Raw genomic sequence first — 26381 nt, 5'->3', positions numbered from 1 at the left:
TGGAACGTGGTCACGTCCCCGGGAGCCCGGATTGGCGAACGTCGTTCCAGCTGGCGTAAAAGACCGGAGACAGATGAGGGACGACATCATGGCCGACCGCCGCAACGACCGACCCGGCTTCGCCACCCGCGCCATTCACCACGGCTACGATCCGGCGGACGCCAAGGGAGCGCTGTCGCCGCCCGTCTACATGACCTCGACCTTCACCTTCGAGTCGGCGGAGGAGGGCGCGGCGCTCTTCCGCGGCGAGAAGGACGGCTACATCTACGGCCGGACGAAGAACCCGACGCAGGCCGTGCTCGAGGAGCGGCTCGCCAGCCTGGAGGGTGCGGAGGCAGGTCTGGTGCTGGCCTCCGGCATGGCCGCCATCTCGGCGACGCTCTGGACCCTGCTGAAGGCAGGCGACCGGGTGGTGGTCGACTGGACCCTCTACGGCAACAGCTTCACGCTCTTCACCAAGGGGCTGCCGAAGTTCGGCATCGAGGTGGTCACCGCCGACTTCACCCGGCTCGAGTCCGTGGCCGGCGCGCTCGGGAAAGGGGCGGCGCTTGTCTTCTGCGAGACGCCGGCCAACCCGAACCTGCGCGTCATCGACATCGCCGCCATTTCCGCGCTCGCCCGCAACGCCGGGGCGCTCACGGTGGTGGACAACACCTTCGCCACGCCGGTCCTGCAACGGCCCATCGAGCATGGCGCGGACCTCGTCGTGCACTCCGCGACCAAGTACCTCTCGGGCCACGGCGACCTGCTTGCGGGCGCCGTGCTGGGCTCCCGGTCGCTCGTCACGCAGGTCCGTGCGCATGGCCTGCGCTATCTCACGGGCGCGACGCTTTCGCCGCTGGCCGCCTTCCTCGTGATGCGCGGGCTGAAGACGCTGGAACTCCGCATGGAGCGGCACGTCGGGACGGCGACGGAGCTGGCGCGCCTCATGGAACGGCATCCCGCCGTGGAGCGGGTGATGTATCCCGGCCTCGACAGCTTCCCGCAGCGCGACGTGGCGCGCCGCCAGATGACGGGCGGCGGCGGTCTCGTCTCCTTCGAGCTGACAGGCGGCTTGGCCGCCGGGCTCGCCTTCATGAACCGCCTGCAGCTCGTCCAGCGCGCCGTCAGTCTCGGAGACGCAGAGACGCTGGTGCAGCACCCGGCCAGCATGACCCACGCCCAGTACACCCCGGCCGAGCGCGCCGCCCACGGCATTGCCGAGGGCCTGCTGCGGCTGTCGGTCGGCCTCGAAACGCCGGCCGACATCCTGGCGGATGTCGAGCAGGCCCTCGACGCTCAGGCATGACACGCTGACCGCCTGTCCCGCAGGGACAAGCAGCGCTGTGCCGTCCCGTGTAGGTTCTGCTGGGGATGGCCGGACGGAGCGCGACATGGCGGGTACGGGGGAGTGGTACGTGGCTGACGATGGAGAGGTCTCCGGACCTCTCTCCGCCACCGAACTGGCGGTGCTGGCCGCGACGCGGACGGGGCCTGTCCTCGTCTGGAAAGACGGCCTCGAAGGCTGGTCGGATGCACGCGAGATCGAGGCTCTGCGCCCTGCGCTCGGGCTTGCGGCCGCTGCTCCCCAGCTGGCGGACAAAGCGGCGCACAAGCCAACGGTTGCGGAGCGGGCGCGCCGTGAGCTCATCGAGTACGGCGTCATCGCGGCCTATCTCTACGTCTGCTTCGGCGCACTGATCCTGTACAAGGCCGCCATTCTCCGCGGTGCGGGCGTTCCGTTCGCGCCAATCGGCTTCGCTCTGGCCAAGGCGCTCATCCTTGGTAAGTTCCTGATTCTCCTGCACGCGGCGAAGGTCGGGGAGCATCGGACAGGCGGCGGGCGCATGCTCGTCGAGATCGGCCGCAAGGCGCTGCTTTTCGCCGGCCTCCTCATCCTCCTCAATGTGATCGAGGAGGTGATCGTGGGGTGGTTCCATCACAAGCCGCCTGCGGCTGTGCTCGCCGAGATGACAGGGGATTCGGCGCTGCAGGTTCTGGCGACGGCGTTCCTGATGGTGCTCGTCCTCGTGCCGTACTTCGCCTTCCGGGCCGTTACCGAGCGGCTGGGAGAGGGGGTGCTGGCGCGCATGCTTCTCGCGCGGGCGGAAGCAGAAGACGGCAGGCCGCAGCCAAGGCACGCCCGCGGACATCACCGAAGGGACGTCGCGGGTGGGGATGCCCCGGCCTGACGCGATCGGCCGGAACACGTCCGGCAGCAGCAGAACCAGCACCCGCCCATCTGCTTGTCCCCGGCGAGCGATCCCGTGTCTCCGGATGTCAAGCCACGCCCGCTGCGAGAGCCTAGTCCTAGCTGCTCGCCGGCACGGCATCCCGGCGTGAGGACGGACGGACACGGCCCGTTCCCGCCACCAGACGCGAGCTCTTGATTGGACTGGTTCATGGATCTGGTCGGACACCTGCCTGACGGCCTGATACTGATGGTCGGCGCCGCAACCACCGCCGCGCTCGCGGTGATCCTCGCCCTCCTGTCGCGCGCCGTCTTCTTCGCCACGGGCGGCGACACCCTGGCAGCACACACCAAGCTTGCGGAAATCGTGCACAGCAGCCTGCTCGCCTTCGCGGTGTTCGTGCTTGCTTTGGTGCTCAGCGACGCCCGTGCCAACATGAGCAAGGCCGACGACGCCGTCCTGCGGGAGGCGGCGACCCTGGAGCGGCTCGATTGGGAACTGGGGCTGATCGGCAGCCAGGAAGCGGGCGCCGTCAGAAAACACGTCCGCGACTACGCCAAGGCGGTGGTCGAGTTCGACTGGCCGTCGCTGGGACAGTCGAGGCCGGCACTGTCGCAGCAGGCGGGGGAGGCGCTGACGCGCCTCTTCGTCGGCGTGCGGTCCATTGCCTCCCTCCGGCCGGACATGGCGGGGACGCTGGGCTCACTTCTCGACCGGCTGCACGAATTCAGGCACGACCGGCTGGCCGGAGCGACCCGCGCGGTGCCCGCGATCTTCTGGTGGCTGATCGCGGCGTTTCTGCTGGGCGCCATGATGCTGAACGGGCGCCATCCGCTGGATTTTGCCAGCGTGTCGCTGATCACGCTTCACATGGCCGCCATCGGCCTCGTGATCGCGTTCATCCTCGTGATGGACGAGCCGTTCCGGGGAGAGGCCAGCATCGCGCCCCACCCCATTGCCAGCGTGTTCGACGACGATAACCCTCTCTAGCCGCTCAGGGCTAGGCTGGCGCCAGCTGCGCCACGCCGATCGATGCGGCGATCACGGCCTCCGCGATGTCGATGAAGCGTGCCGACGGGCCGTCGGGGCCGACGCTCTGCCGGCTCACCCGCGCTCCTTCGAGCAGCAGCGACAGCGTGTCGGCGAGTTGTTCCGGATCGACCGCGCCGGCGTCGCGGCACAGGCCGACCATCCGGTCGCGCTGGCTGCGTTTGAACGCATCCACCACCTTGCGGGCGGGATGGTCGGGATCGGGGATCTCGACGGCAGCGTTGGCGAGGTCGCACCCGCGGTGCTCGGCCGTGATCTTCTTGGAGACCAGCCGCACCCAGGTATGCAGGACGGCGACAGGGTCGGGATTGTCGGCGAGGATCTCCGCCCACTTCTCCTCGGCCTTGCGGGCCTGCTCGCGCATGCATTCGGCGATCAGCTCGTCCTTCGAGCCGAAATGCCGGTACAGCGTCATCTTGTTGGTTCCGGCAGCCTCGGCTATGGCATCGACGCCGATGCCCTTGATGCCGTGCTCCCGGAAAAGATCCTGCGCCGTGTCGACAATCCGGTTTCTCGGACGTCCTTTGGAGCAGATATCCATCTCCTCCTCCTCGCGAAAAAATCCCGTCGGGTGGGTTGACGAGGGTGTGACCGGTCTGTAACTTCCGGCTTGTTACTGACAGGTAACACCCCCACCGGAGTGCGTCAAGCCGCGCGGAACCTCCCGGTTCCCGCAGCAGGGATGTGTTGTCCCGCGCAGTCCTCGGCAACCCCCGGCCGAAGGAGTGTCCCATGACCCCGACCGACCCAGATCTCGACACACTCCTGTCGGACCCGCTGATCCGCTCCGTCATGAAGGCCGACCGGGTCGATCCCGAGCGGCTGCGCAGCAAGCTCGTGCGGATCGGCAGCGAAATTGCAAAGCGCCGCCTCGGGCGCTCGCGCGACAGGATCAGCGCCTGCGTTCAGGCGCGCTTTGCCGCGGAGCGGAAGGTGTCTGCCGCGCCGGCCGGGGGTATCTGGTAATGGTCAACTTCTTTATCAGCCGGCCCATCTTTGCCTCGGCCATCGCCATCATCATGGTGCTGGCCGGCGCGATCGCGTATGGGCTGCTGCCCGTCTCGCAATTTCCCAACATCACGCCGCCGCAGGTGGTGGTGAGCGCGAAATACCCCGGCGCGGGCGCGCAGGTTGTCGCAGACACGGTGACCACTCCGCTGGAGCAGCAGATCAATGGCGTCGAGGGCATGACCTACATGTCCTCCACGAGCTCCAATGACGGCAGCTCGACCATCACCGTCACCTTCGATGTCGGTTACCCGCTGAGCACCGCCGCGGTGGACGTGCAGAACCGCGTCTCGCAGGCGGCCTCGTCGCTGCCGGCCATCGTCAACCAGGCTGGCGTGACGATCCGCAAGCAGAACCCGAACTTCGTGCTGATCGTGAACCTCACCTCGCCGGACGGCACGGTCGATCCGGTGACGCTGAGCAATTATGCCTTCCTGCAGATCGTCGACCCGCTGAAGCGTCTACCCGGCGTCGGCGACGTGCAGATCTTCGGCGAGCGCCGCTATTCCATGCGCGTCTGGCTCGACCCGGACCGGCTCGCCAATCTGGGCCTGACCGCGGTCGACGTGCAGGGCGCCATCGCGGAGCAGAACCTGCAAGTTGCCGCCGGCAAGATCGGGCAGTCGCCCGCACCCAAGGGCACGCCCTTCGAGCTTCAGGTCAACGCCACCGGCCGCCTCTCCGACCCGCAGCAGTTCGGCGACATCGTCGTGCGTGCCGATCCCGCCTCCGGAGCGGTGGTGCGCCTGCGCGACGTCGCCCGCATCGAACTCGGCGCGCTGCAATATGCGTCGTCGGCGTTCTTCGGCGACGAGCCGACGGTCGTGCTCGGCGTCTACCAGATGCCCGGCTCGAACGCGCTCGAGCTGCAGCGCCACGTCAAGGAGAAGATGGACGAGCTCGCCACGCGCTTCCCCAAGGGGATCGCCTGGGCGATGCACTACGACACCACCCGCTTCGTCTCGGCCTCGATGCACGATGTGCTGATCACGCTCGGCGAAGCGCTGGTGCTCGTCGTGGCCGTGGTCTTCATCTTCCTGCAGAGCTGGCGCACGACGATCATCCCCGTCATCGCCATTCCCGTCTCCCTCATCGCGACGTTGGCGGTGATGCTGGCTCTGGGCTTCTCGCTGAACATGCTGAGCCTGCTCGGCATGGTTCTGGCCATCGGCCTCGTCGTCGACGATGCCATCGTCGTCGTCGAGAATGTCGAAAGGCAGCTCGAGGCCGGCCTTCCGCCCCTGGAGGCGGCGCGCACGGCGATGAAGGAGGTGACGGGCCCGATCATCGCCACCACCGCGGTGCTCATGGCCGTCTTCATCCCGGTCGCCTTCATCCCGGGTGTCGCGGGCCGGCTCTACAACCAGTTCGCGCTCACGGTGGCGATCTCGGTCGGCATCTCGGCTTTCAATTCACTGACCCTGAGCCCGGCGCTTGCCGCCGCGTTCCTGCGCCATGGCGGCCCGCCCAGCTTCCCGCCGTTCCGCTGGTTCAACGCCGCCTTCGGCTGGCTCTCGCACGCCTATTCCCGCTCGATCCGAGGCCTCGTATGGGCGCGCTGGCCCATGCTGATTCTGTTCGTCGCGGGTCTCGGGGGCACGTACTGGCTGTGGAGCCGCACGCCCTCGACCTTCCTGCCGGTCGAGGACCAGGGCTACTTCTTCGTCGTCGTACAGGCGCCCGACGGCGCCTCGCTGGAGCGGACGGACGCTGTTGCGCGAAAGGTCAGGGCGATCCTGCAGGAGACGCCGGGCGTCGACATCGTCGGCTCGATCAGCGGGCTGAACTTCCTGACCGGGGCGGCGCAGTCCAACTCCGCGGTGGAGTTCGCCATCCTCAAGCCTTGGGAGGAGCGTACCGCCCCCGGGATGAAGGCGAGCGAGATCGTCGCCAGGGTCCGGCCGAAGCTGCTCGGCATCCCTGATGCGCTCGCGCTCAGCTTCGATCCACCCTCGATCCCGGGTCTCGGCGCCACCGGCGGCTTCGAGTTCCAGGTCGAGGACCTCACCGGGCGCGGCTCGGCCGCGCTCAACGAGGTCACGCAGGCGCTGCTCGTGGAAGCCCGCAAGCAGCCGGAGATCAACCCGCAGGCGATCTTTTCGACCTTCAGTTCGTCGACGCCGCAGTACCAGTACGACCTCGACCGCAACAAGGCGAAGCTGATGGGCCTCAAGCTGCCCGACATCTTTAACACGCTGCAGATCCAGCTCGGCTCGCTCTACGTCAACGATTTCAACCTGTTCGGGCGCACCTTCCGGGTCACCCTGCAGGCGGCGCAGGACGCGCGCGGTTCGGCGTCCGACCTCTCCCGGCTCTTCGTGCGCAACGAGGCCGGAGGGATGGTGCCCCTCAACACGCTGGGCACGCTGAAGCCGGTCGTCGGCCCCGAGACGGTGACGCACTACAACAACTCCGCCTCGGCGCTCATCAACGGCGCCGCCGCGCCCGGCTTCAGCTCGGGCCAGGCGGTCGCGGCGATGGAGCGGGCGGCAAGGACCGTGCTGCCCCGCGACTATGCGTTCGAGTGGACGGGCATCACCTTCCAGGAACTGCGGGCAGGCTCGGTCGCCTCGCTCGTCTTCGTGCTGGCGATCGTGTTCGTGTTCCTCATCCTCGCCGCGCAGTACGAGAGCTGGACCATGCCGTTCATGGTGCTGCTCGCCGTGCCGCTGGCGCTGCTGGGTGCGCTCGGTGCGCTCGCCCTGCGGGGGCTGCCGATCGACGTCTACTCGCAGATCGGCTTCGTCATGCTGATCGGCCTTGCCGCCAAGAACGCCATCCTCATCGTCGAATTCGCGCGGCGACGCCGCGAGGAGGGGATGGAGATCGTCGAGGCGGCGATGGAGGCGGCACGGCTTCGCCTTCGGCCGATCCTGATGACGGCGTTCGCCTTCATCCTCGGCGTGGTGCCGCTGATGATCGCGACCGGCGCTGGTGCCGCCAGCCGCCAGTCCATCGGCACCACGGTGTTCGGCGGCATGCTGGCCGCGACACTTCTCACCTTGCTTTTCGTGCCCGTCTTCTACGTCGTGATCGAGCGCTGGCGCGAACGCCGGCCGGTGGCGGTGGCAGAGGCCGGTCACATCGCCCATGCACACGGCCAGCCGCTTCCCGGCCCGGCCGAATGATCCGGAGATCCCCCATGTCGACCTGGAAACTCACCCTCGGGGTTGCCGTCGCGCTGGCCGGCGTCACCCTCGTCCATCCCTGGATCCGCACGGGACTGGACATCGGCGCGGAGAAGGCCGGAGCCTCCGCACCCGCCAAGCCGCAAGCGGCCGCGCCCCAGGCGCCCCAGGCCATGCCGGTGCCCGTCGCTTCCGTCGTGAAGCGCAGCGTGCCGGTCACGCTGGACTATCCGGCGCGCACCGAAGCGGTTCGTACCGTCACGCTGCAGGCCAAGGTGCCCGGCTTTCTTCAGGAGCAGGCGGCCGCCGACGGCTCCGACGTGAAGGCCGGCGATCTGCTCTACCGCATCGACCCGCGCGACTTCCAGGCCGCGCTGGACCAGATCCGGGCGCAGATCGTCAAGGACAACGCCAATCTCGACTACCTGAAGTCGAGCCTCGACCGGGCCGTGGAGCTGTCGCGCAGCGGCAACATCGCCAGGGACAGCTTCGACCAGCGCACCAGCGCCGTGCGCCAGGCCGAGGCGGCGCTGGACATGGATCGCGCCGCGATCCGCACCGCCGAGCTGAACCTTGGCTACACCGAAATCCGGGCTCCGTTCGCGGGCCGGCTCGGCCGCAACCTCGCCTCGACGGGGACGCTGGTGACGGCGACGGGCACGCCGCTGAACACGCTCGTGCAGCTCGATCCGATCTACGTCACCTTCTCGCCAAGCGAGACAGACCTGGCGCAGATCAGGAAGGCGCAGGCGGCCGGGCCGGTCACCGTCGACGTGGTGCTGCCGGGCAACGACACCACCGTGCACAAGGGCGAGGTGACGTTCGTCGACAATGCCGTCGATCGCGGCACCGGCACCATCACGGCCCGCGCCACCATCCAGAACGATGACTTCGCGCTGCTTCCCGGCCAGTATGTCCGCGTCCGCTTGCATGTCGGCGAGGAGCCCGGCGCGCTGCTCGTGCCGCAGGTGGCCGTGGGGTCCAGCCAGCTCGGGAAATACCTCTATGTCGTGGGCCAGAACGGCGCGGTCGAGCAGCGCTTCGTCACCCTCGGCCTTCAGGATGCCGAGCTGGTCGCCGCGCACGGCGCCATAGCCGAGGGCGACCGCGTTATCACCGGGAACCTGCAGAAGATCGGACCCGGGCTGCCGGTGCAGCCGCTGGAGGGCAAGACCGCTTCGGCGCAGTAGGTTGCACGGCGCCTACCGGCTGCGCATTCCCTCCACCAGCACGTCCAGGAGGCGCAGCACGCTGTCCTTCCAGCCCGGCCCGTCGTGGAACGAGCACATGCCGATCATGGCGCGCAGGAGGTCTTCCGCCGTCAGGCCCGGGCGGATGGCGCCCTCCTGGACGGCGCGGCGGAGCAGGCCGCCCGCCGCCTCCGTCAACCGCTGGGACGAGTACCGGGTGAGGTCGGAGGTGCCGCTCATGACGATGGCGAGCGCTTCCGCCATGCCCTTCTTGGTCGCAACGAAGTTCACGGTCGCGTGAAGCCAGGTGCGCAGGGCTTCGAGCGGGTCACCCCCCGCAAGGCGCCCGGCGAGCTCCGCGAGCTGCTCGACCTCCCGCCGGTAGACGGCCTCGAACAGTGCTTCGCGCGTCGGAAAGTGCCGGTAGAGCGTGCCGATGCCCACGCCCGCCTCTCGTGCAACCGCTTCCAGGCTGGCCTCGGCCCCACCGGCGCCAAAAGCGGTCGCGGCGGCGGCGAGAAGACGCTCGCGGTTGCGGGCGGCATCGGCCCGCAAGCGGGGGCTGGTCGTCACGGCGCGGCGCTCCATCTCGATGGCAGGTCGTCCGGCCTTGCTAAGCGGAGGGTTCCTCCGTATAATACAAAGACCGGCTGCGATGGCGAGCCATCCTTGCGCTGTCCCATCAGGGCCCCGCCGCCGGCGTGGTCAGTTCAGCCATCGTCAACTCCGTCTTCACCGGACCTTCTGGTCCGGACCGCCCGCGCCTCACCGATGCCGATCGGAGCCCCGCATGCGTTTCCCCCTGACACTCACCATCAACGGTGTCCTCCGCAACATCGAACTCGACGACCCCCGGGTCACGCTGCTCGACCTGCTGCGCGAGCGCCTCGACCTCACCGGGACGAAGAAGGGCTGCGACCGCGGCCAGTGCGGTGCTTGCACCGTGCTCGTCGACAACAGGCGGGTGAACTCCTGCCTCGCCCTCGCGCTCAGCCTGGACGGCGCCGAGGTGCTGACCATCGAGGGCCTTGCCCAGGGCGATGCCCTGCACCCGCTGCAGGCGGCGTTCATCGCCCATGACGGCTTCCAGTGCGGCTACTGCACGCCCGGCCAGATCATGAGCGCGGTGGGCCTGATCCTGGAGGGCGACGCGGGCGACGATCCCGAGCGCATCCGCGAGGGCATGAGCGGCAATCTGTGCCGCTGCGGCGCCTATGCCGGCATCACGCAGGCGGTGCTTGATGCGCAACGGGCCATGGCGGCCGACGCGGAGAAGGCGGCATGAACCGGTTCGACTATCTCAGGCCCGCCACCCTGCCGGAAGCCGTCGCGGCCGCGGCGGAAACCGGTGCAGTGATCCTGGCCGGCGGCACCAATCTTCTCGACCTGATGAAGACCGGCGCCACCCGCCCGGAGAGGATCATCGACATCGGCCGGCTTCCTGGACTCGACAGGATCGAGGTTCTTCCCGGCGGCGATGTGCGGATCGGTGCTCTCGTCCGCAACTCGGACGCAGCGCGCCATCCCGACATCGCCGGGCGCTTTCCCGCCGTGGCAGAGGCCCTGCTGTCGGGGGCATCCGGCCAGCTGCGCAACGCCGCCACCGTCGGCGGAAACCTGATGCAGCGCACGCGCTGCACCTACTTCTTCGATCCCGCCAGCGCCTGCAACAAGCGCCATCCCGGTGCGGGCTGCGATGCGCTGGGCGGCGAGAACCGCCTGCACGCCGTGCTCGGCTGGAGCGAGGCCTGCATTGCCACGAACCCCTCCGATTTCTGCGTGCCGCTGTCGGCCCTCGACGCGATCGTCGAACTCGCCGGTCCCGGCGGGACACGGGACATTCCGCTGGAGAGCTTCCACAGGCTGCCCGGCGATACGCCGGACCGGGACACGGAGATCCGCCCTGGCGAAATCATCGTCGCCGTCCGGCTCCCGGCCGCGTCGGCCTCCTTCTCGGGGCATGAGCGCTACCTGAAGGTGCGAGAGCGGACGTCCTATGCCTTCGCCGTGGTCTCCTGCGCGGCGGCGCTGCGCCTCGATGGCGGCACGGTGGTGGAAGCGCGGATCGCGCTCGGCGGCGTCGCCCACAAGCCGTGGCGGGCGCGCGAGGCCGAGGCCCTGCTGGCGGGTGCCACGCCGGGCCCGGATGCGTTCCGGCGCTGTGCCGATGCCGCGCTCGCCGGGGCAAGTCCCTCCGGCGACAACGCCTTCAAGATCGAGCTTGCAAGGCGCGCCGTCGTACGCGCGCTGACCATGGCGCTCGCGGGAACGCCCGCGCGCCTTCCCGCCCTGCCTGCCTCGCCCCTGTCTTCTGGAGCCCCCGCCCATGACTGACATCCAGCCGACGCAGAACCCCGCCCACCGGCGCCACGGGTCCAACATGGGCCAGCCGCTCACCCGGCGCGACGGCGTCCTCAAGGTGACCGGCGCCGCCCCCTATGCTGCGGACGCCAAAAGGCCCGGCCTGCTGCACGCGGTTCTGGCGGTGAGCGGCATCGCCAGGGGGCGAGTCGCCGATCTCGACGTCGCCGCGGCGAAGGCGCACCCGGGCGTCGTCGAGGTGATGACGCCGGAGAACCGCCCTGCGCTAGCGCAGGATCCCGACGCCAAGTTCCACCCGTTCATGTTCCGGCTGGACCTGCTGCAGAACGACCGCGTCCGCTACCACCGCCAGCCTATCGCCGTGGTGATCGCCGAGACGCTGGAGGCCGCGACCGAGGGTGCCGCCCTGCTCGCGCCGCGCTACGAGGCGGAGCCGGCCCGCACCACGCTGGACGCGGCAGAACCCGTGACGCCGCCGGCGGTCGGAGTGGGCCATCCGGCCGACGACGAGACGGGAGACGTGGAAGCAGGGCTCGCCGGTGGCGAGGTCAAAGTGGAGGCGACCTACGAGACGCCACCGCAGTACCACAACGCCATGGAGCCGCACGCCATCGTATCCTCCTTCGAAGAGGGCCGGCTGGTCATCGACACGCCGACCCAGGGCTTCGAGATGGCGCGGGGCCGGCTCGCCGGCCTGCTCGGACTGGAGCCGTCGAAGATCCTCATCCGCAGCCCCTTTCTCGGCGGCGGCTTCGGGTCGAAGGGCCTCCTCTCAGGGCCCCAGGTTCTGGGCGTGCTGGCGGCGAAGCTGGTCGGCCGGCCGGTGAAGCTGGTGCTGAAGCGCGAGCAGATGTACGGCCCCGTCGGGCATCGTGCGCCGACCCGGCAGACACTGCGGCTCGCAGCGGCGGCCGATGGCGCGCTGACCGGCCTGCATCATCATACGCTGACCGCCAGCAGCACCTTCGACGACTTCTACGAGCCCGCCTCCGAGGTCTCGCACACGGTCTATGCCAGCCCCGCCATCCGCACGTCGCACAAGGCGGTGCGTCTCGATGCGGGGACGCCTTTGTTCATGCGCGCACCCGGCGAGGCGACCGGTTCGATCGCGCTGGAAAGCGCCATCGACGAGATGGCCGAGGCCTGCGGCATGGACCCGCTCGCCTTCCGCCTGCGCAACTATTCAGACACCGAGCCGATGACCGGCAAGGCTTTCTCCTCGAAGGCCCTGCGCGACTGCTACCGCATCGGGGCCGAGCGCTTCGGCTGGAGCGGCAGGCCGCTGCAGCCGCGGCAGATGCGCGACGAGGACGGCCTGCTCGTCGGCTGGGGCGTGGGAACGGCGACGTTCCCGGCGTTGATGTTCCAGGGCAAGGCACGGGCCGTGATCCGTCGCGACGGCTCGGGCATCGTCGAGACAGGCGCGCACGACATGGGGCAGGGCGCCTGGACGGCGCTGGCGCAGGTCGCCGCAGACAGCCTCGGCCTGCACATCGACGAGGTCGAGTTCCGGTCCGGTCATTCCGACCTGCCGGATGCCGGCATCGCCGGAGGCTCGGCCCACACGGCGACGGCCGGCTCGGCCATCCACCATGCCGGCGCAGACGTGATCGCGAAGCTCGCCGACATCGCCACCCGCGATGCAGCCTCGCCGCTGTTCGGCACCGGCAATGCGGGCGTGGTCGCCAGGGACGGGCGGCTGCACAGGCGCGACGACGAGACCCGGTCGGAGACCTACGCCGCAATCCTCGAACGGGCCGGCCTCGACAACGTCGAGGGCTCCGGCATGGCTGCCGCCGATCCGGCATCGCAGGACTTCGCCATGCACGCCCATGGCGCGGTGTTCGCGGAAGTGAAGGTCGACCCGGATCTCGGTCAGGTGCGGGCGACGCGCCTCGTCGGCGCATTCGCGGCCGGGCGCATCATCAATCCCCACCTCGTGCGCAGCCAGTACCTGGGCGGGATGGTGTGGGGCGTGTCCTTCGCGCTGCACGAAAAGGCGGTCACCGACGAGCGGACGGGACGCATCCTCAATGCCGACCTCGCCGAGTACCACGTTCCCGTCAACGCGGATGTCCCGGAGATGGAGGCGATCCTGGTCGACGAGCACGACCCTCACGTCAATCCGCTCGGGGTGAAGGGCGTCGGCGAGATCGGCATTACGGGCTCGGCCGGCGCCGTGGTCAACGCCATCTGGCACGCGACCGGGGTGCGCGTCCGCGAGTTCCCCGTCGGCATCGAACGCCTGATCACCTGACGGACAGACAGGCGCCCGATATTCGAGTGCCGTCCCGGACTGTCCTCGGTTGGCGCCGGGTCTCAGTCCTTCTCGCTTCCCCGCTCGGCGGACGTGCCGGCTTCGGCCAGCTCGCCCGCCTTGCGGAGATCGGCGACAAGGGCGTCGAAGGCGGCGGCCTTCTCCCGATCCGTCTGCAGCCGCAGGATGTAGGAGGGATGCGTCGCGATCAGCCCCGTCCGGCCGCCGGGCAGGGCGAAAGGCTCGCCCCGTTCACGCGTCACGGCCACCGACCGGCCGAGCACGGCCTGTGCCGCCGAGGCGCCGAGCAGGACGATGACGCCCGGGTCGACCGTTTCGAGCTCCCGCTCCAGCCAGGGCAGGCACGCGTGGATCTCGGCGGCAGCGGGACGCTTGTGCAGGCGACGCTTCCCCCGCGGCTCGAATTTGAAGTGCTTCACGGCATTGGTGACGTAGACACCGCCGCGCGACACGCCGGCCTCGGCCAGCGCCCTGTCGAGCAGCCGTCCGGCAGGGCCGACGAACGGCCGTCCCTCGATGTCCTCCAGATCGCCGGGCTGTTCGCCGATGAGCATCAGCCGCGCCGTGGCGGGGCCCTCGCCGGGCACTGTCTGCGTGGCGTGCTCCCATAGTGGGCAGGCACGGCAGGTGCGGGCGGCCGCGGCGATGCCGGGCAGTCCCTCTGCGGGAACAGGCGCAGCGGGAGCCGCGTCGGCCAGGACGGCCCCGCGGCGCTGCACAGGCAGCGTCGGCGCGGCGTCCACCATGGCGGCGGCACGGGCGGGGGCTTCGGCGACGAGGGTGGGGATGAGCGAGGCTTCCGGCAGGTTGCGCCAGAAGCGCTTGGGCATTTCCGCGCGCATCGCCTCGGGGTTCACCCGGGCGGGGTTGAAGATGTTGGCGTAGTAGCTGCGCCAGAGATCCTCCAGCCGATCCTGCGACGGCGCGTCCGCCTTGCCCGCGCCCGGGCCGAACAGGAGCGCCTCGCCCGTCCAGTGCGCGGTGCATTCCGGGGTCAGGATGGTCCAGACGAGGCTCGCGAAGCGCTTCACGAAGAAGCTCGATGCAGCTTCGACCACGTGGTGGTCGGGCTCGTACCACGCGACGAAGGCTTCGCCGGCGGGCCCCTCGATGTCGCGGAAGCGGACGAAGGCGTGCATCTTGTGAATGTCGCGCCGCACCGCCTTGGCGAGTTCGTTCAGGCGAACGATGTCCGGGTCCGAAGCCAGCGAGGGCAGGCGTGGCTCGTCGGCCAAACGCCAGAGAAGGCGATAAATCAGCGTGAAGCGGCCGGGGTCGCTGTGTAGCGAGGCCTGGCCGGCGAGAGCCAGGAAGGCGCGGGATACGCGGGGGACCGCCCGGCTGCCTTCCCCGGGCCGGCTGCCGCCTTCACCCGGCATGGCAAACAGGTCGTCGGGCGTGTCGCCCTCCAACCAGAGCACAGCGTCCGGCGGCACGCCCTGCGACAGCAGCCGGCGTGCATGCGCCCGGAACCCGTCGAAATCGGAGGGCCCGGCCAGCTGGATTCGCTCGACCGTTGTCGTCGCCGTTGCCATCTCACCCGAAAAGGTCGAGCTGTGCCGGGCCGGGGCGCAGGCGCGCGGCGAGGTCGGCGCGGTCGAGAAGCTGCGTCGGCCGGTGATCGGGGAGAACGAGGAAGGGGGAGACTTTCCGCAGCGAGATCTTGAGACGGGCGAGGTCGTCCGTCCTGAGGCTGCGCACCCGGCGTGAGACGAGGATACGGTCGACATTGCGGACGCCGAGCCCCGGCACGCGCAGCAGTTCCTCCCGGCTCGCCCGGTTCACATCGAGCGGGAAGCGCTCGCGATGCTTCAGCGCCCAGGCGAGCTTTGGGTCCATGTCGAGCGACAGCATCCCCGCATCGCCGCCCGCGACGATCTCGTCGAGCGCGAAGCCGTAGAAGCGCAGCAGCCAGTCCGCCTGGTAGAGCCGGTTCTCGCGCACCAGCGGCGCGGGCTTCGCGGGCAGGCCGGCGCTCGCGTCGGGAATGGGGCTGAAGGCGGAGTAGTAGACGCGCTTGAGCTTGTAGCCGCTGTACAGCGAGACGCTCGTTCCGAGGATTGCCGCATCGTCCGCGCCGTCGGCCCCGACGATCATCTGGGTCGACTGTCCGGCCGGGGCGAAGGGGCGGCCCTTCGACCGGGGCGCTTCCTCGATGGTGCTGCGCAGCCGGCCCATGGAGCGGCGGATGGCGCCGATCTCCTTGCGGGGTGCCAGCCGCTCCAGGCTCTCGGGCTTGGGCAGCTCGATGTTGACGCTCACCCGGTCGGCCCAGCGTCCCGCCTCCTCCACCAGAAGCGGGTCGGCGTTGGGAATCACCTTGAGATGGATGTAGCCGCGAAAATGGTGCTCCTCGCGCAGGGTCCGCGCCACCCGGATCAGCTCCTCCATCGTGTAGTCCGGCGATTTGATGATGCCGGAGGAGAGGAACAGGCCCTCGATATAGTTGCGCTTGTAGAAGCCGAGCGTCAGCCGGACGACCTCCTCCACCGAGAACCGCGCCCGACGCACATGGCTGGACGAGCGGTTGATGCAGTAGAGGCAGTCATAGATGCAGGCATTGGTGAGCAGGATCTTGAGCAGCGAGACGCAGCGCCCATCCGGCGTGTAGCTGTGGCAGATCCCCGACCCGCCGGACGAACCGATCCCTTTGCGATCCGACGAGTCCCGCTTCGCCCCGCCGCTCGACGCGCAGGAGGCGTCGTACTTGGCGGCGTCGGCGAGGATTTCGAGCTTGCCCTTGAGGTCCATGACGGGTTCCGGAACGCGGGATCCGGAGGGTAGGCCGTTCGATGTTTGTTCTCAAGGCGGGATGGTGCGGCGAAGGGACACGGGCGTGCTTCGTGCGGGAGGCATGGGTCCCTCACCCCTGCCCCTCTCCCACTCGGGAGAGGGGTTCCCGGTGCCGTTTGTGGCGCGCGAGCGCACTCTCTCTCCGAACGGGAGGGCAGGGTGAGAGGAGTTAGCCCCTGCCAGCTCGCCTCGCCCGCGTCCCAGCCTCGTCCACAGCCAGCCCGGCCACCACGACGCCGTAGTCCCGCGCGGCAGCGTCCGGCGAGATGTACCCGTCGAGAACGTCGTCGAGCACGGCCTGCGGATCCCGTGCGAACGGATCGCCATAGCCTCCGCCGCAGGGGCCCTGCGATACCAGCGTGTCGCCTGCCTTCACTGCCCGGTAGGGCACCTTGGACACGAGCTCGTGCTCCGCGCCCTCCCGCCCGCGCAGGCGCAATGCAGCGGTAAGGCCCTCGCGACCGCCCTGGAATCCCCAGGGGGCGTAGCGGTGGCCGTCGCCCTCGATAGAGAAGCCGCCATCGGCGAGGAAGGTGAATTCGCGCATCGAGCCGATGCCACCGCGCCACTGGCCGGCCGCGACGGCGTCGTTGCGCAGCTCGTAGCGGTTCACCCGCAGCGGCAGATGGGACTCGATGTCCTCGACAGGGTTGTTGCGGGTGTTGGCGTAGAGCGTGTCCACCGCATCCATGCCGTCCAGCCCGAAGCGGCCGCCATAGCTGCCTTCCAGGATCTCCATATGGACCCAGTGCTGGCCGTCGGCGAGGCCGCTGAAGGCGACCACGCGGAGGTTGCCAATGCCGGCGCTCACCTGCTTCGGCACGGCCTGCGACAGCGCCTTCATGACTGTGTCGGCGAGCTGGTTGCCCGGGCAGAAGCGCGCGATGACCGGGGCCGGGAAGGACGGGTTTGCCAGCGTCCCCTTGGGAGCGACGATCTCGATGGGCCGGGTCAGGCCGGAGTTCTGCGGGATCGCGCCGTAGACCGTGCTGTCCAGCAGAATCGAGCGCAGGGTCAGCCACACCGCGCAGTCGACCGTGCCCTCCAGCGGCATGTTGATCGGCCGGTCCGACACCTGCGGCGCCGTTCCGGTGAGGTCGACCACCATGCTGTCGCCGCGCACCTTCAGCGTCACCTGGATCGGCAGGTCTCGCCTCGCGGGGTCGGGATCGTCGAGGTAGCCGTCGATGTGGGTGACAGCCATGTAATCGCCGTCGGGCAAGGAGCGGATGGCGTCGCGCATCAGCCGCTCGGAATAGTCCATCAGGTCCTCGTAGGCGGCGTTCACGGTGGCAAGGCCGTAGGTCCGCACGAGGTCGAGGTAGCGGTCCGCGCCGATCTGCGCGGCCTTAATTTGCGCCTCCATGTCGCCGACCACGAGGTCGGGCGCCCGGATGTTGTCGCGCAGGATGCACCACACCGCGTCGTTGCGGCGGCCCTGGTCGAACACCTTGATGGCCTTGAACTGCAGGCCCTCGGCATAAGTGTCGACGGCATCGACAATGCCGCAGCTCCCCGGCGTCAGCGCGCCGACGTCGAGATGGTGGGCCGTTGTCACGGAAAAGCCGATGAGCCTGCCGTCGAGGAACACCGGGATGCAGAAGGCGATGTCCGGTCCGTGCGAGGCGCCGCCATAGGGGTCGTTGTGCATGATCACGTCGCCCTCGCGCAGCGTCTCGCCACGCGTGGCCATCGTTCTCAGGATGCCGCGGATGTAGCCGGGGATGGGGCCCGACTGCAGCGGCGTGCTCATCTTGCACTCGCAGAGCTGGCGTCCCTCGGCATCGGTGAGCGCGGCGCCGAAATCCTCGGACTCGCGGATGATGCTGGAATAGCTCATCCGCATCAGCTTGAAGCCCATCTCGACGGCGATGTTCTCCAGCGCGCCGTGGATCACGGCGGCGGTGACGGGATCGACGCGCGTGGCGGTGGCCTGCACGGTCATGCCGATGCTCCCAGCGTGATGAGGATGTTGCCGGCCGTGTCGACGACCGCCCGCGCCCCGGGCGGCACGACGGTGGTGCTGTCCTTCTGCAGCACGATGGCGGGCCCGGCGAAGGGTTCGCCTGCCGGCAGCTTCGAGCGCTGGTAGAAGGCGGTTTCGAAGCGCTGCAGCGTTCCGCCGACGCGGAAAACGCACGACCCGGTGCGGACTTTCGCCGCCTCCAGCGTGGTTCCTTCCGGCGCCGTCAGGGGCCGCAGCTTCGGCATTCGCCCGGCGCCGCTGACGCGGATGTTGACGATCTCGATCGGGCTCGCCTCGAAGGCGTGGCCGTACTCGGCCCGGTGCGCGGCGTGGAAGTCGCGCCAGACCTCCTCCAGCTCCGCCTGGCCGATGCGTCCGGCCGGCATCGGGATCTTGAGCTCGTAGCCCTGGCCGACATAGCGCAGGTCCCCGACACGGCCGAAGGAGACGTCGGCGGCGGGGATATGGTCGGCCTCGAACTGGCGCGAGAGGCCTGCTTCCATCGAGTCGAGATCGGCGTTCAGCCGGTCGAGGTCGACCTTGCCGCTGACCTGGAACTGCGTCCGGACTGCGTCGTACTTCAAGTCCGTCGTGAGCAGGCCCATGGCCGACGTGATGCCGGGATAGGGCGGAACGACGATCTCGGGAATGCCGAGCATCGCGGCCACCTCGGCCCCGTGCAGAGGCCCGGCCCCGCCGAAGGCGACGAGGGCGAAGCCGCGGGGGTCGATACCCTTCTGCACCGTGCGCGAGCGGATGGCGTTGGCCATGTTGCTGTTGATGATGGTGAGGATGCCCTCTGCCGTCTCCTCCAGCGGCAGGCCGAGCCTCTCGGCAAGGCCCGACACCGCGAGGCGCGCAGCGCCGGCATCGAGCTTCATGCCGCCGCCGAGGAAGTCGTGCTCGTCGAGCCGGCCAAGGACGAGGTTGGCGTCCGTGACGGTTGGCTCCGCCCCGCCCCGCCCGTAGGCGGCCGGTCCGGGCACGGCGCCGGCGCTGCGCGGCCCGACGCGGAAGGCGCCGCCACGGTCGAGATGCGCGATGGAGCCACCGCCGGCTCCGATCGTGTGGATGTCGATCATCGGCATCAGCAGGGGGAAGCCGGCAATCGAGGTGGAGCGGGCATCCGTCTCGGCGAAACGCCCATCCACCACGAGGCCGATATCGGCGCTGGTGCCCCCGATGTCGAAGGTGATCAGCCGCCTGCGCTGCGCGAGCTCGCCGATCCAGGCCCCGCCGAGCACGCCGGCCGCGAGGCCGGAGAGCAGCGTGAGGGCAGGCTTTTCCGCCACCATTCCGGCCGTCGCCACGCCGCCATTGGAGGCCATGATGCGCAGGTCGCCCTTCACGCCCGCCTCGGCCAGCGCCCCTTCGAGATGGGCGATGTAGCGGCGCACCTTCGGGCCGATGAAGGCGGCCAGCGCCGCAGTCGTAAAGCGCTCGAACTCGCGGAACTGCGGCGAGACGGAGGAGGAGGTCGTGACGAAGGCGTCCGGCATCACCTCGCGCACGATGGCCGCGGCGCGATCCTCATGGGCGGGGTTGAGGTAGGAGAAGAGAAAGCACACGGCCACCGAGGCGACGCCCTCTTCCTTCAGCTCCAGCGCGGCGCGCCGGACGCCCTCCTCGTCGAGCGCTTCCAGCTCCTCGCCGCGCGGCGGGACCAGGCGTCCGCGCACCACCTTTCGGTGGCGGCGCTTCACCAGCGGCCGGCTCTGCCAGGGCAGCTCCTGCATGATGGAATAGTGCTCGACGCGCTGGTGCCGCGCGATCTGCAGGATGTCGCGGAAACCGTCGTTCGTGATCATCCCGGCGACGGCGCCCTTGTGCTCCAGCACGGCGTTTGTGGCCGTCGTCGTGCCATGCAGGACGTAGGCGACCTCGGACGGGGACACTCCCGCCTGCGCGCAGAGCTCGAGAATGCCGGTCATGACGCCGCGGGAGGGATCGTCGGGCGTGGTCGACACCTTGTGCACGGCAAGGGACCCGCTCGCCATGTCGCTCAGGACGAGGTCGGTGAACGTGCCGCCGACATCGACGCCGATGCTCTTCATCCCCCACCACTCCCCAAGCCTGCGAAACCGGCACGATGCCTGCCGCGCTCCGCCCGAAGCAAGATCCGTGACGCGGCGGCCTGCGGGTGAATGTCTGATAGTCGCGGCCGGGGCGCCGCGGCGGCCCGGCGTCCGGATTGCGCGGAAAACGGCGATGCTTGAGCATGGCCCGGCACCAGGAGTGTGAACATGCGCGCCATTGTCATCGAGTCGCCGGGTCCGGGTCCCGACCGCATGGGGGTGCGGGACGTTCCCGAGCCGGTGGCGGCGCCGGGCGAGGTGGTCGTCGACGTTGCCTGCGGCGGCTGCAACTACGCCGACACGATGATGCGCAGCGGCATCTACCCGCACCCCAAGGGCTATCCGCTGGTGGCCGGCCTGGAATTCTCGGGCACGGTGGCCGCGCTCGGGCCGGGGGTGTCCGGTGTGGCGGTGGGCGACCGTGTCGCAGGCTTTTCGGAGAATGCCGGCGGCTTCGCGGAACGCTGCGCCCTTCCGGCCGAGCGGTTGATCCACCTGCCGGACGGCATGAGCCTGGAGACCGGAGCCGCCTTCTACATCCAGGGCATGACCGCGTGGGCCATCCTCCACTCTGTCAGTGTGACGAAGCCGGGTGACGCGATCCTGGTCCACGCCGCGGGCGGCGGACTGGGCCTGTGGGTGACGCAGCTGGCGACAAAGGCCGGCGCGACCGTCATCGGCACTGTCGGAACGAAGGGCAAGGAAGCCAAGGCTCTGGAATTCGGCGCGCGGCGTGTGGTCAATCGCGAGGAAGAAGACTTCGTCGCGGTGGCCCTGGAGATGACGGGCGGAGCCGGTGTCGACAAGGTCGTCGACTCCACGGGCGCTAGCATTCTCGACCGCAGCTTCGACGCGCTGCGGCGGCGCGGCCACGTCGTGAGTGTCGGCGAGGCCGAGGGCAAGCCCTATACGAACCTCTGGGAGCGGCTGGTACCGAAGTCTGCCACCTTCACCCGGCTCCACGTGGGCCACTGCGACTTCCGGTCACCGGAATGGAAGGCGGGCGTCGCGCTGGTTCTCGACGGCTTGATGGATGGCTCGCTGAAGGCGCCGGTCGCGGAAGTGTTTCCCTTCTCGCAAGCCAACGCCATGTACGACCGCCTTCTGTCGCGCCAGGTCTCCGGCAAGCTGCTGCTGGACGTGCAGGGATAGGGGCGCCGCCAGCCACCTGCCTGCTCGATCGCCGCACTCACGGCCTCTAAGCCGCCCCAACAGCAAAAAGCCCGGCGCTGGGCCGGGCTCTTCGTCATCTCTATGCGGGGGCCTTTCAGGCCGCCTCGTCCTGGTCTTCCTCGACCTCGGCTTCCGCCTCGGCGGCGGCATCCGTGGCCTTGGTCCGCTTGGGCGACTTGGCGAGCTGCGTCTCGATGAGCTTCAGCGCCTCGGTCTCGTGCAGGCGGTTCACGGCCGCGACCTCGCGAGCCATGCGGTCGAGAGCCGCCTCATAGAGCTGCCGCTCGGAATAGGACTGCTCGGGCTGCGCGTCGGAGCGGTGCAGGTCGCGCACCACCTCGGCGATGGAGATCAGGTCACCCGAATTGATCTTCGCCTCATATTCCTGGGCGCGGCGCGACCACATGGTGCGCTTGATGCGCGCACGACCGGTGATCGTCTCGAGCGCCTTTGTCACGAGACCGTTCTCGGCGAGCTTGCGCATGCCGCCCGTCGCCGCCTTGGCGGTCGGGACGCGCAGGGTCATCTTGTCCTTCTCGAATGCGATGACGAACAATTCGAGCTTGAAGCCGGCGACCTCCTGCTCCTCGATCGCGACGATCTGGCCAACGCCGTGCGCCGGATAGACGACGTATTCACCGGTCTTGTAGCCCTGCCGGTTCGCGGTGCTCTTCTTTACGTTCGTCATGGTTTCGAACATCTCCCGGACACCGGCTGTGGGACAGCCGGCGCGACACACCAAGCCACGGCTCTGACGGCGTGCCCCGTCGTCAGAACCGCGCTGCTTTCTTCAGCCGATATCAAGAAACGCTCCGGCCACCCGGCTCCGGTTCAATCGACCGAAAACCGCCTGTCCCACGCTCACGAAGAGCGAAATCGTCGGGAAGTGCGAAGCGTGCTGGATGTCATCGACCACGGGTGTGACAATAGCACAACGGGGCGCACGAATCAAAAGCAATGTGAGCGCCGGGCAAGCATCAGCCGCCCGCGCGCACCTTCAAGGGCTTCTCTCAGTCGCCTTCGCCGGGGTTCGGCGAGAAGTACTTGTCGAGTTTGCCTTCTTCTCCGTCGTGCTCCTTCGCCCCCTCGGGAGTGTCGCGCTTGACCGTGATGTTGGGCCACGTCTTGGCGTATTCGGCGTTCAGGCCCAGCCACTTCTCCAGTCCAGGCTCAGTATCCGGCTTGATTGCTTCGGCCGGACACTCGGGCTCGCACACGCCGCAGTCAATACATTCGTCGGGATGGATGACGAGCATGTTCTCGCCTTCATAGAAGCAGTCCACGGGACACACTTCCACGCAGTCCATATACTTGCACTTGATGCAGTTCTCGACGACGACATAGGTCATGACACGCTCCCGGGCCGGGTCAAGGCCGGCTTGCAGGTGAACTCCGAAACACGCTCCCGGGCCGGATGCGTAGCCGAGAAGCCTTGGCCTTGCAAGGCGGCGAAAGGCTCCGGAGAGGGCAGGACGCCCTGCAATCCGCTCGCATCTGCCCTGTGCTGGCCTCACCCGTCGCGTGGTTCGGGCAAAACGTCCTCGTAAAGCCCCTGCGCGACGGAAAACGAACCGCGCCGGTCCGCAGCGCCGATGACGCGGACCACCCGGGTCTGGCGGGGCAAGGCGAGTGTGAGCACGTCCCCGGCCACGACGGGCCTTGCCGGGTTGGTCACCCGGGTTCCGTTCACCCGGACCCGCCCGTTCTCGACCAGCTCGCTGGCGACGCTGCGCGTCTTCGCGAACCTCGCATAGACCAGCCACTTGTCCAGCCGCTGGCGATCGCCGGCGTCGTCGTCTTCCTTACCGGGGTCGCGACGTCCGGCCACCCCCGGCTCAGCCCTTGTCGCCCTGCTTGGCCTCGAGCTCGGCCTTCAGCGCGAGCAGCTTGGCGAAGGGCGAGTTGGGGTCGGGCTGCTTCTCACGCGGGGGGCGGTCGGTCCAGCCGCCGCCCTGCCGGTCCGGCCTGCCACCCGCGGGCTTGCCGTTGGGGCGCGGACCCTTGCCGCCCTGCGGCCCGCTGCGGCCGAACCGCTCCTCGCGGCGCGGAGGCCGACCATCACGGGCCTCGCCACCCTCCGGACGGCGCGGGCGCTCACCCTGCGGCGCGCCTGCTTCCGCAACGGCCGGCTGGTCGCGCCTGGGTGGCCGGTTGTCGGGCCTTCGGCCGCCGTCGCGGCGGCCTTCCTGCCCGGGCTGCCCGGGAGGACCGCCGGGACGGCCCTGGCGGGCACGGTCACGATTGTGATGGTGGCGGCCGCCCTGGTGCCGGTGCTGGCGCCACACCTCGAGGAGAACGACTTCGGGCTCGCCCACGGGCTCTGCCGCGTCCGCTCCCTCGGGAGCGGCCGGCGCGGACGCTGGCTCAGCGGCCTCGGCCGATGCCTCCGCCGCAGGCTCGCCGGCGGCCTCGACCGTCGTGCCCACTGCTTCTGCGGGGACTGCCTCAGCCGGTGCTGCCTCCATTTCGGGTGCCGCTGCCGTTGGTGCGTCTACGACCGGCACGGCCTCGCCTGCGGCGAAGTCGGCGAGCAGCAGCTCCGAGGGGGAGGAATCATCCGGGGCGGTGGCGCCCGGTGCGGCGTCGGTCGGCTCGGGCAGAGGGCTCGACGCCGGTTCGCTCCCGGCAGCCTCGCCGGAGACCGCTTCCGCCTGCGCCGCCTCGGGGGCGGGCGTCACGGCGGCCGGCACCGTCGGCGCCGCCTCCAGCAGCGGGACGGTGATGGCCGGCCCGGGGCGCTTGTCGACGACGTAGCCCAGGGAGCGGAGGATGGATGAGAAGTCCTCGCCGGCGCAGCCGCACAGCGAGGTCATGGCCGTGGTCACGACGAAGCCCTCGCCGTCGGCCGCTCCCGCCGGAGGTGTTCCCGGCGTCACGCCGGGCCGGTACTGGATGGCCGGGCGGATGAGGTCGGCGAGCCGCTCCAGGATGTCGACGCGCACGGCCCGTTCGCCGCAGACGCGGAAGCCCGCCGCCTTGTAGAGGCCGCGCGTGACCTCCTTGTCCACCGGGATGGAGGTCCGGCCGGATGCGGCGAGGTGGAGGATGTCGTCGAGCCCCTTCACGTCGGGGCCGCCATGCTTCAGCGCCCAGAGCTGCGCGGCCAGGGCGCGCGGGGCGGGTTTCAGCAGGGCCGGAACGGTCAGGTGATAGGCGCCGAAGCGGACACCGTAGCCGCGCAGCGCGGCGCGGCCCTCCTGGTCCAGCGACTTCACCTCCTCGGCGACCCGGGAGCGCTCCAGCACACCGAGCGCCTCCGCGATCTGGAAGGCGATGCCGCGGGCGATGCCGCCCAGCTGGTCGGGCGCCTCGAGCTTCAGCAACGGGCCGAGCAGCTTTTCCACGTAGGCCTTGAGCCACAGGTCGAGCCGGGACTGAACCTGCTCGCGGGCGGGCCCGGACAGGTGTTCGTCGGCCAGCAGCCGCACGCGCGGCTCCAGCAGCTTGTCGCCGGCAGCGATCTTGGCGACCACTTCGCCCTGCCAGCGCAGCGAGCCGTCATTGGCCAGCACGAAGGCATCGTCGGGTGATCCGCCGAGCCTGGAGGCGCGCGTGTCGATCTCGCCCGCGAGCGCCTTCGCGGCCGCGTTGCGGAGCGCCTTCGCCTCCTCGGGACCGGCAGCCTGCCCATCGGGGGCGAACTGGAAGCCCTGGAGGCGTCCGACATGGTGCCCCTCGACGAGCACATCTCCCGCCGCCGTAATTTCCGCCTCGAGCATCGCGTTCTCTCTCAGGCGCCGCATCAGCACGCTGGTGCGGCGGTCCACGAACCTTTGGGCCAGACGCTCGTGCAGCGCATCCGACAGCCTGTCCTCTACCTGACGGGTGACGCCCTGCCAATGCTCGGGATCACGCAGCCAGTCCGGCCTGTTCGCAACGAACGTCCATGTGCGCACCTGGGCGATGCGGTTCGACAGCGTGTCGATGTCGCCATCGGTGCGGTTGACGTCCTCGACATGGCGGGAAAACCAGTCGTCGGAGAGGCGCTGGTGGCGCATGAGCTGGCGGTAGACGGTCGAAACCAGGTCGGCATGGGCCTGCGGCGCCACCTTGCGGTAGTCAGGGATCTGGCAGACGTCCCACAGCCGCTCGACCGTCGCCGCTGTCGACGCGTAGCCGCGCAGCTCGTCGTCATGCGCGGCGATCTCCAGAGCCACCACGTCCGCAGCCGGAATGGCCCGCGTCAGCCCATGCTCCGACGGGTAGCGCTCCAGCGAGGCCACGAGGCGTGCGAGCGTCGAGAAATCCAGATCGGCGTTGCGCCACTGCAGCATCGTCAGCGGATCGAAGGAGTGGTTCTCGACGGCGTTGACGAGCTCCGGCTCGAAAGGCGGGCAACGGCCCGTGGTCCCGAACGTGCCGTCGCGCAGGTGACGCCCGGCCCGGCCGGCGATCTGCCCCACCTCGGCCGGGTTCAGGCGCCGGTGCATGGCTCCGTCGAACTTCCTGTCGGCGGCAAAGGCGACGTGGTCGAGGTCGAGGTTCAGCCCCATGCCGATGGCGTCGGTGGCCACGAGGAAGTCGACGTCGCCGTTCTGGAACATCGCGACCTGGGCGTTGCGGGTGCGCGGCGACAGCGCTCCCAGCACCACGGCAGCGCCGCCGCGCTGGCGGCGGATCAGCTCGGCGATGGCATAGACCTCGTCGGCAGAGAACGCGACCACGGCGCTGCGCGGCGGCAGGCGGGTCATCTTCTTCTCGCCGGCGAAGCTGAGCGTGGACAGGCGCGGGCGGGAGACGACGTTGACGCCGGGGATCAGCGCCTCGACAAGCGGCTTCACCGTGGCCGCCCCGATCAGCAGCGTTTCGGCGCGGCCCCGCATGTTCAGCAGGCGGTCGGTGAAGACGTGGCCCCTGTCGCGGTCGGCGCCGAGCTGCACCTCGTCGATGGCGACGAAGGGCACGTCCAAGTCACGCGGCATCGCCTCGACCGTGGCGATCCAGAACCGTGCATTGGCCGGCTTGATCTTCTCCTCGCCGGTGACGAGGGCGACGGCATCCACACCCACGCGGTCGACGACACGCTGGTAGACCTCGCGCGCCAGCAGGCGCAGCGGCAGCCCGATCAGGCCGGCTCCGTGGCCGATCATGCGCTCGATGGCGAGGTGGGTCTTGCCGGTGTTGGTCGGGCCGAGCACGGCCGTGACGCCACGGGCGCGAACGGAAGGCGGAAGCGAGCGGGGAAGCATTATCGACCGACTATATAGGGGCCGGGGTGGCCGGCTGC

Annotated in this window: 20 protein-coding genes; 10 read left to right on the top strand and 10 right to left on the bottom strand. The window is 69.3% G+C overall.

All coding sequences use genetic code 11. The features are described 5' to 3' along the window. Nucleotides 1-73: 73 nt before the first annotated feature. The 3 genes from AC5JCN_RS26300 (at nucleotide 74) to AC5JCN_RS26290 (ending at nucleotide 3161) form a co-directional block, all read left to right on the top strand. Complete coding sequence (locus AC5JCN_RS26300) at nucleotides 74-1288, top strand: trans-sulfuration enzyme family protein (protein WP_495758110.1); 1215 nt, start codon at nucleotides 74-76, stop codon at nucleotides 1286-1288. Between the two features lie 85 nt (nucleotides 1289-1373). Beyond that, complete coding sequence (locus AC5JCN_RS26295; RefSeq protein WP_495758109.1) at nucleotides 1374-2171, top strand: DUF4339 domain-containing protein; 798 nt, start codon at nucleotides 1374-1376, stop codon at nucleotides 2169-2171. A 210-nt stretch (nucleotides 2172-2381) separates the two neighbouring features. Beyond that, nucleotides 2382-3161 (top strand): bestrophin-like domain, encoded by a 780-nt coding sequence (locus tag AC5JCN_RS26290; protein ID WP_495758108.1) that lies wholly within the window; start codon nucleotides 2382-2384, stop codon nucleotides 3159-3161. Between the two features lie 10 nt (nucleotides 3162-3171). Here AC5JCN_RS26290 and AC5JCN_RS26285 read toward each other — a convergent pair whose 3' ends face one another. After that, nucleotides 3172-3762, bottom strand: coding sequence for a TetR/AcrR family transcriptional regulator (locus AC5JCN_RS26285; RefSeq protein WP_495758107.1), 591 nt, complete (start codon nucleotides 3760-3762; stop codon nucleotides 3172-3174). 191 nt (nucleotides 3763-3953) lie between these two features. Here AC5JCN_RS26285 and AC5JCN_RS26280 point away from each other — a divergent pair, with 191 nt between their 5' ends. Genes AC5JCN_RS26280 through AC5JCN_RS26270 form a run of 3 tightly spaced genes read left to right on the top strand, consistent with a single transcriptional unit; the run spans nucleotide 3954 to nucleotide 8547 of the window. Further along, entirely contained in the window at nucleotides 3954-4187 is a 234-nt protein-coding gene (locus AC5JCN_RS26280) for a hypothetical protein (RefSeq protein ID WP_495758106.1), read from the top strand. Then, nucleotides 4187-7357, top strand: coding sequence for an efflux RND transporter permease subunit (locus AC5JCN_RS26275; RefSeq protein WP_495758105.1), 3171 nt, complete (start codon nucleotides 4187-4189; stop codon nucleotides 7355-7357). The genes AC5JCN_RS26280 and AC5JCN_RS26275 overlap by 1 nt, the downstream gene beginning before the upstream one ends. 14 nt (nucleotides 7358-7371) lie before the next feature. Beyond that, nucleotides 7372-8547, top strand: coding sequence for an efflux RND transporter periplasmic adaptor subunit (locus AC5JCN_RS26270; protein ID WP_495758104.1), 1176 nt, complete (start codon nucleotides 7372-7374; stop codon nucleotides 8545-8547). 12 nt (nucleotides 8548-8559) lie between these two features. On the opposite strand, the gene AC5JCN_RS26265 is transcribed toward AC5JCN_RS26270, so the two are convergent. Beyond that, nucleotides 8560-9135: a TetR/AcrR family transcriptional regulator gene (locus AC5JCN_RS26265; protein WP_495758103.1), complete on the bottom strand. Its 576-nt coding sequence runs from the start codon at nucleotides 9133-9135 to the stop codon at nucleotides 8560-8562. 202 nt (nucleotides 9136-9337) lie between these two features. On the opposite strand from AC5JCN_RS26265, the gene AC5JCN_RS26260 reads away from it, so the two are divergent. Genes AC5JCN_RS26260 through AC5JCN_RS26250 form a run of 3 tightly spaced genes read left to right on the top strand, consistent with a single transcriptional unit; the run spans nucleotide 9338 to nucleotide 13126 of the window. After that, nucleotides 9338-9832, top strand: a complete 495-nt coding sequence (locus AC5JCN_RS26260) for a (2Fe-2S)-binding protein (RefSeq protein ID WP_495758102.1) — start codon at nucleotides 9338-9340, stop codon at nucleotides 9830-9832. Beyond that, nucleotides 9829-10881 carry an FAD binding domain-containing protein gene (locus AC5JCN_RS26255; RefSeq protein WP_495758101.1) on the top strand — a complete coding sequence of 351 codons (1053 nt, stop codon included), beginning with the start codon at nucleotides 9829-9831 and terminating at the stop codon, nucleotides 10879-10881. The genes AC5JCN_RS26260 and AC5JCN_RS26255 overlap by 4 nt, the downstream gene beginning before the upstream one ends. After that, a complete protein-coding gene (locus AC5JCN_RS26250) occupies nucleotides 10874-13126 on the top strand; it encodes a xanthine dehydrogenase family protein molybdopterin-binding subunit (RefSeq protein ID WP_495758100.1) in 2253 nt (750 codons plus the stop codon). Before AC5JCN_RS26255 ends, AC5JCN_RS26250 begins: the two co-directional genes overlap by 8 nt. 62 nt (nucleotides 13127-13188) lie before the next feature. Here AC5JCN_RS26250 and AC5JCN_RS26245 read toward each other — a convergent pair whose 3' ends face one another. From AC5JCN_RS26245 to AC5JCN_RS26230, 4 genes are all read right to left on the bottom strand, one after another. Beyond that, nucleotides 13189-14682, bottom strand: a complete 1494-nt coding sequence (locus AC5JCN_RS26245; protein ID WP_495758099.1) for a UdgX family uracil-DNA binding protein — start codon at nucleotides 14680-14682, stop codon at nucleotides 13189-13191. A gap of 1 nt (nucleotide 14683) precedes the next feature. After that, nucleotides 14684-15898, bottom strand: a complete 1215-nt coding sequence (locus AC5JCN_RS26240; protein ID WP_495758098.1) for a putative DNA modification/repair radical SAM protein — start codon at nucleotides 15896-15898, stop codon at nucleotides 14684-14686. A gap of 211 nt (nucleotides 15899-16109) precedes the next feature. Continuing rightward, nucleotides 16110-17885: a hydantoinase B/oxoprolinase family protein gene (locus AC5JCN_RS26235; RefSeq protein ID WP_495758097.1), complete on the bottom strand. Its 1776-nt coding sequence runs from the start codon at nucleotides 17883-17885 to the stop codon at nucleotides 16110-16112. After that, complete coding sequence (locus tag AC5JCN_RS26230) at nucleotides 17882-19960, bottom strand: hydantoinase/oxoprolinase family protein (protein WP_495758096.1); 2079 nt, start codon at nucleotides 19958-19960, stop codon at nucleotides 17882-17884. The genes AC5JCN_RS26235 and AC5JCN_RS26230 overlap by 4 nt, the downstream gene beginning before the upstream one ends. Before the next feature lie 189 nt (nucleotides 19961-20149). Here AC5JCN_RS26230 and AC5JCN_RS26225 point away from each other — a divergent pair, with 189 nt between their 5' ends. Further along, complete coding sequence (locus tag AC5JCN_RS26225; protein ID WP_495758095.1) at nucleotides 20150-21133, top strand: zinc-binding dehydrogenase; 984 nt, start codon at nucleotides 20150-20152, stop codon at nucleotides 21131-21133. A gap of 115 nt (nucleotides 21134-21248) precedes the next feature. Here the strand turns inward: AC5JCN_RS26225 and AC5JCN_RS26220 are convergent, their stop codons facing one another. The 4 genes from AC5JCN_RS26220 to AC5JCN_RS26205 all read right to left on the bottom strand — a co-directional run bounded on the left by AC5JCN_RS26220 (nucleotide 21249) and on the right by AC5JCN_RS26205 (nucleotide 26343). Then, complete coding sequence (locus AC5JCN_RS26220) at nucleotides 21249-21842, bottom strand: CarD family transcriptional regulator (protein WP_495758094.1); 594 nt, start codon at nucleotides 21840-21842, stop codon at nucleotides 21249-21251. A gap of 322 nt (nucleotides 21843-22164) precedes the next feature. Continuing rightward, the gene (gene fdxA / locus AC5JCN_RS26215) at nucleotides 22165-22503 is read right to left on the bottom strand and encodes a ferredoxin FdxA (RefSeq protein WP_495758093.1); all 339 of its coding nucleotides are present in this window, start codon (nucleotides 22501-22503) and stop codon (nucleotides 22165-22167) included. A gap of 161 nt (nucleotides 22504-22664) precedes the next feature. Beyond that, nucleotides 22665-22982, bottom strand: a complete 318-nt coding sequence (locus tag AC5JCN_RS26210; protein WP_495758092.1) for an RNA-binding S4 domain-containing protein — start codon at nucleotides 22980-22982, stop codon at nucleotides 22665-22667. Between the two features lie 7 nt (nucleotides 22983-22989). Beyond that, on the bottom strand, nucleotides 22990-26343 hold the full coding sequence (locus AC5JCN_RS26205; protein WP_495758091.1) for a helicase-related protein: 3354 nt from the start codon (nucleotides 26341-26343) through the stop codon (nucleotides 22990-22992). Between the last annotated feature and the right edge of the window lie 38 nt (nucleotides 26344-26381).

The sequence above is a fragment of the Alsobacter sp. genome, assembly GCF_059501845.1.
The sequence above is the reverse complement of the archived record's forward strand: the minus strand, read 5'-3'. Positions and strand labels throughout refer to the sequence as shown.

What these genes read in the sequence shown, in the direction of transcription:
- AC5JCN_RS26275 (WP_495758105.1), top strand. Translation starts at nt 4,187, where the DNA reads ATGGTCAACTTCTTTATCAGCCGGCCCATCTTTGCCTCGGCCATCGCC.
- AC5JCN_RS26255 (WP_495758101.1), top strand. Translation starts at nt 9,829, where the DNA reads ATGAACCGGTTCGACTATCTCAGGCCCGCCACCCTGCCGGAAGCCGTC.
- AC5JCN_RS26285 (WP_495758107.1), bottom strand. Translation starts at nt 3,762, where the DNA reads ATGGATATCTGCTCCAAAGGACGTCCGAGAAACCGGATTGTCGACACG.
- AC5JCN_RS26205 (WP_495758091.1), bottom strand. Translation starts at nt 26,343, where the DNA reads ATGCTTCCCCGCTCGCTTCCGCCTTCCGTTCGCGCCCGTGGCGTCACG.
- AC5JCN_RS26220 (WP_495758094.1), bottom strand. Translation starts at nt 21,842, where the DNA reads ATGACGAACGTAAAGAAGAGCACCGCGAACCGGCAGGGCTACAAGACC.
- AC5JCN_RS26280 (WP_495758106.1), top strand. Translation starts at nt 3,954, where the DNA reads ATGACCCCGACCGACCCAGATCTCGACACACTCCTGTCGGACCCGCTG.
- AC5JCN_RS26260 (WP_495758102.1), top strand. Translation starts at nt 9,338, where the DNA reads ATGCGTTTCCCCCTGACACTCACCATCAACGGTGTCCTCCGCAACATC.
- AC5JCN_RS26250 (WP_495758100.1), top strand. Translation starts at nt 10,874, where the DNA reads ATGACTGACATCCAGCCGACGCAGAACCCCGCCCACCGGCGCCACGGG.
- AC5JCN_RS26235 (WP_495758097.1), bottom strand. Translation starts at nt 17,885, where the DNA reads ATGACCGTGCAGGCCACCGCCACGCGCGTCGATCCCGTCACCGCCGCC.
- AC5JCN_RS26300 (WP_495758110.1), top strand. Translation starts at nt 74, where the DNA reads ATGAGGGACGACATCATGGCCGACCGCCGCAACGACCGACCCGGCTTC.
- AC5JCN_RS26230 (WP_495758096.1), bottom strand. Translation starts at nt 19,960, where the DNA reads ATGAAGAGCATCGGCGTCGATGTCGGCGGCACGTTCACCGACCTCGTC.
- fdxA (WP_495758093.1), bottom strand. Translation starts at nt 22,503, where the DNA reads ATGACCTATGTCGTCGTCGAGAACTGCATCAAGTGCAAGTATATGGAC.
- AC5JCN_RS26240 (WP_495758098.1), bottom strand. Translation starts at nt 15,898, where the DNA reads ATGGACCTCAAGGGCAAGCTCGAAATCCTCGCCGACGCCGCCAAGTAC.
- AC5JCN_RS26295 (WP_495758109.1), top strand. Translation starts at nt 1,374, where the DNA reads ATGGCGGGTACGGGGGAGTGGTACGTGGCTGACGATGGAGAGGTCTCC.
- AC5JCN_RS26265 (WP_495758103.1), bottom strand. Translation starts at nt 9,135, where the DNA reads ATGGAGCGCCGCGCCGTGACGACCAGCCCCCGCTTGCGGGCCGATGCC.
- AC5JCN_RS26290 (WP_495758108.1), top strand. Translation starts at nt 2,382, where the DNA reads ATGGATCTGGTCGGACACCTGCCTGACGGCCTGATACTGATGGTCGGC.
- AC5JCN_RS26225 (WP_495758095.1), top strand. Translation starts at nt 20,150, where the DNA reads ATGCGCGCCATTGTCATCGAGTCGCCGGGTCCGGGTCCCGACCGCATG.
- AC5JCN_RS26245 (WP_495758099.1), bottom strand. Translation starts at nt 14,682, where the DNA reads ATGGCAACGGCGACGACAACGGTCGAGCGAATCCAGCTGGCCGGGCCC.
- AC5JCN_RS26270 (WP_495758104.1), top strand. Translation starts at nt 7,372, where the DNA reads ATGTCGACCTGGAAACTCACCCTCGGGGTTGCCGTCGCGCTGGCCGGC.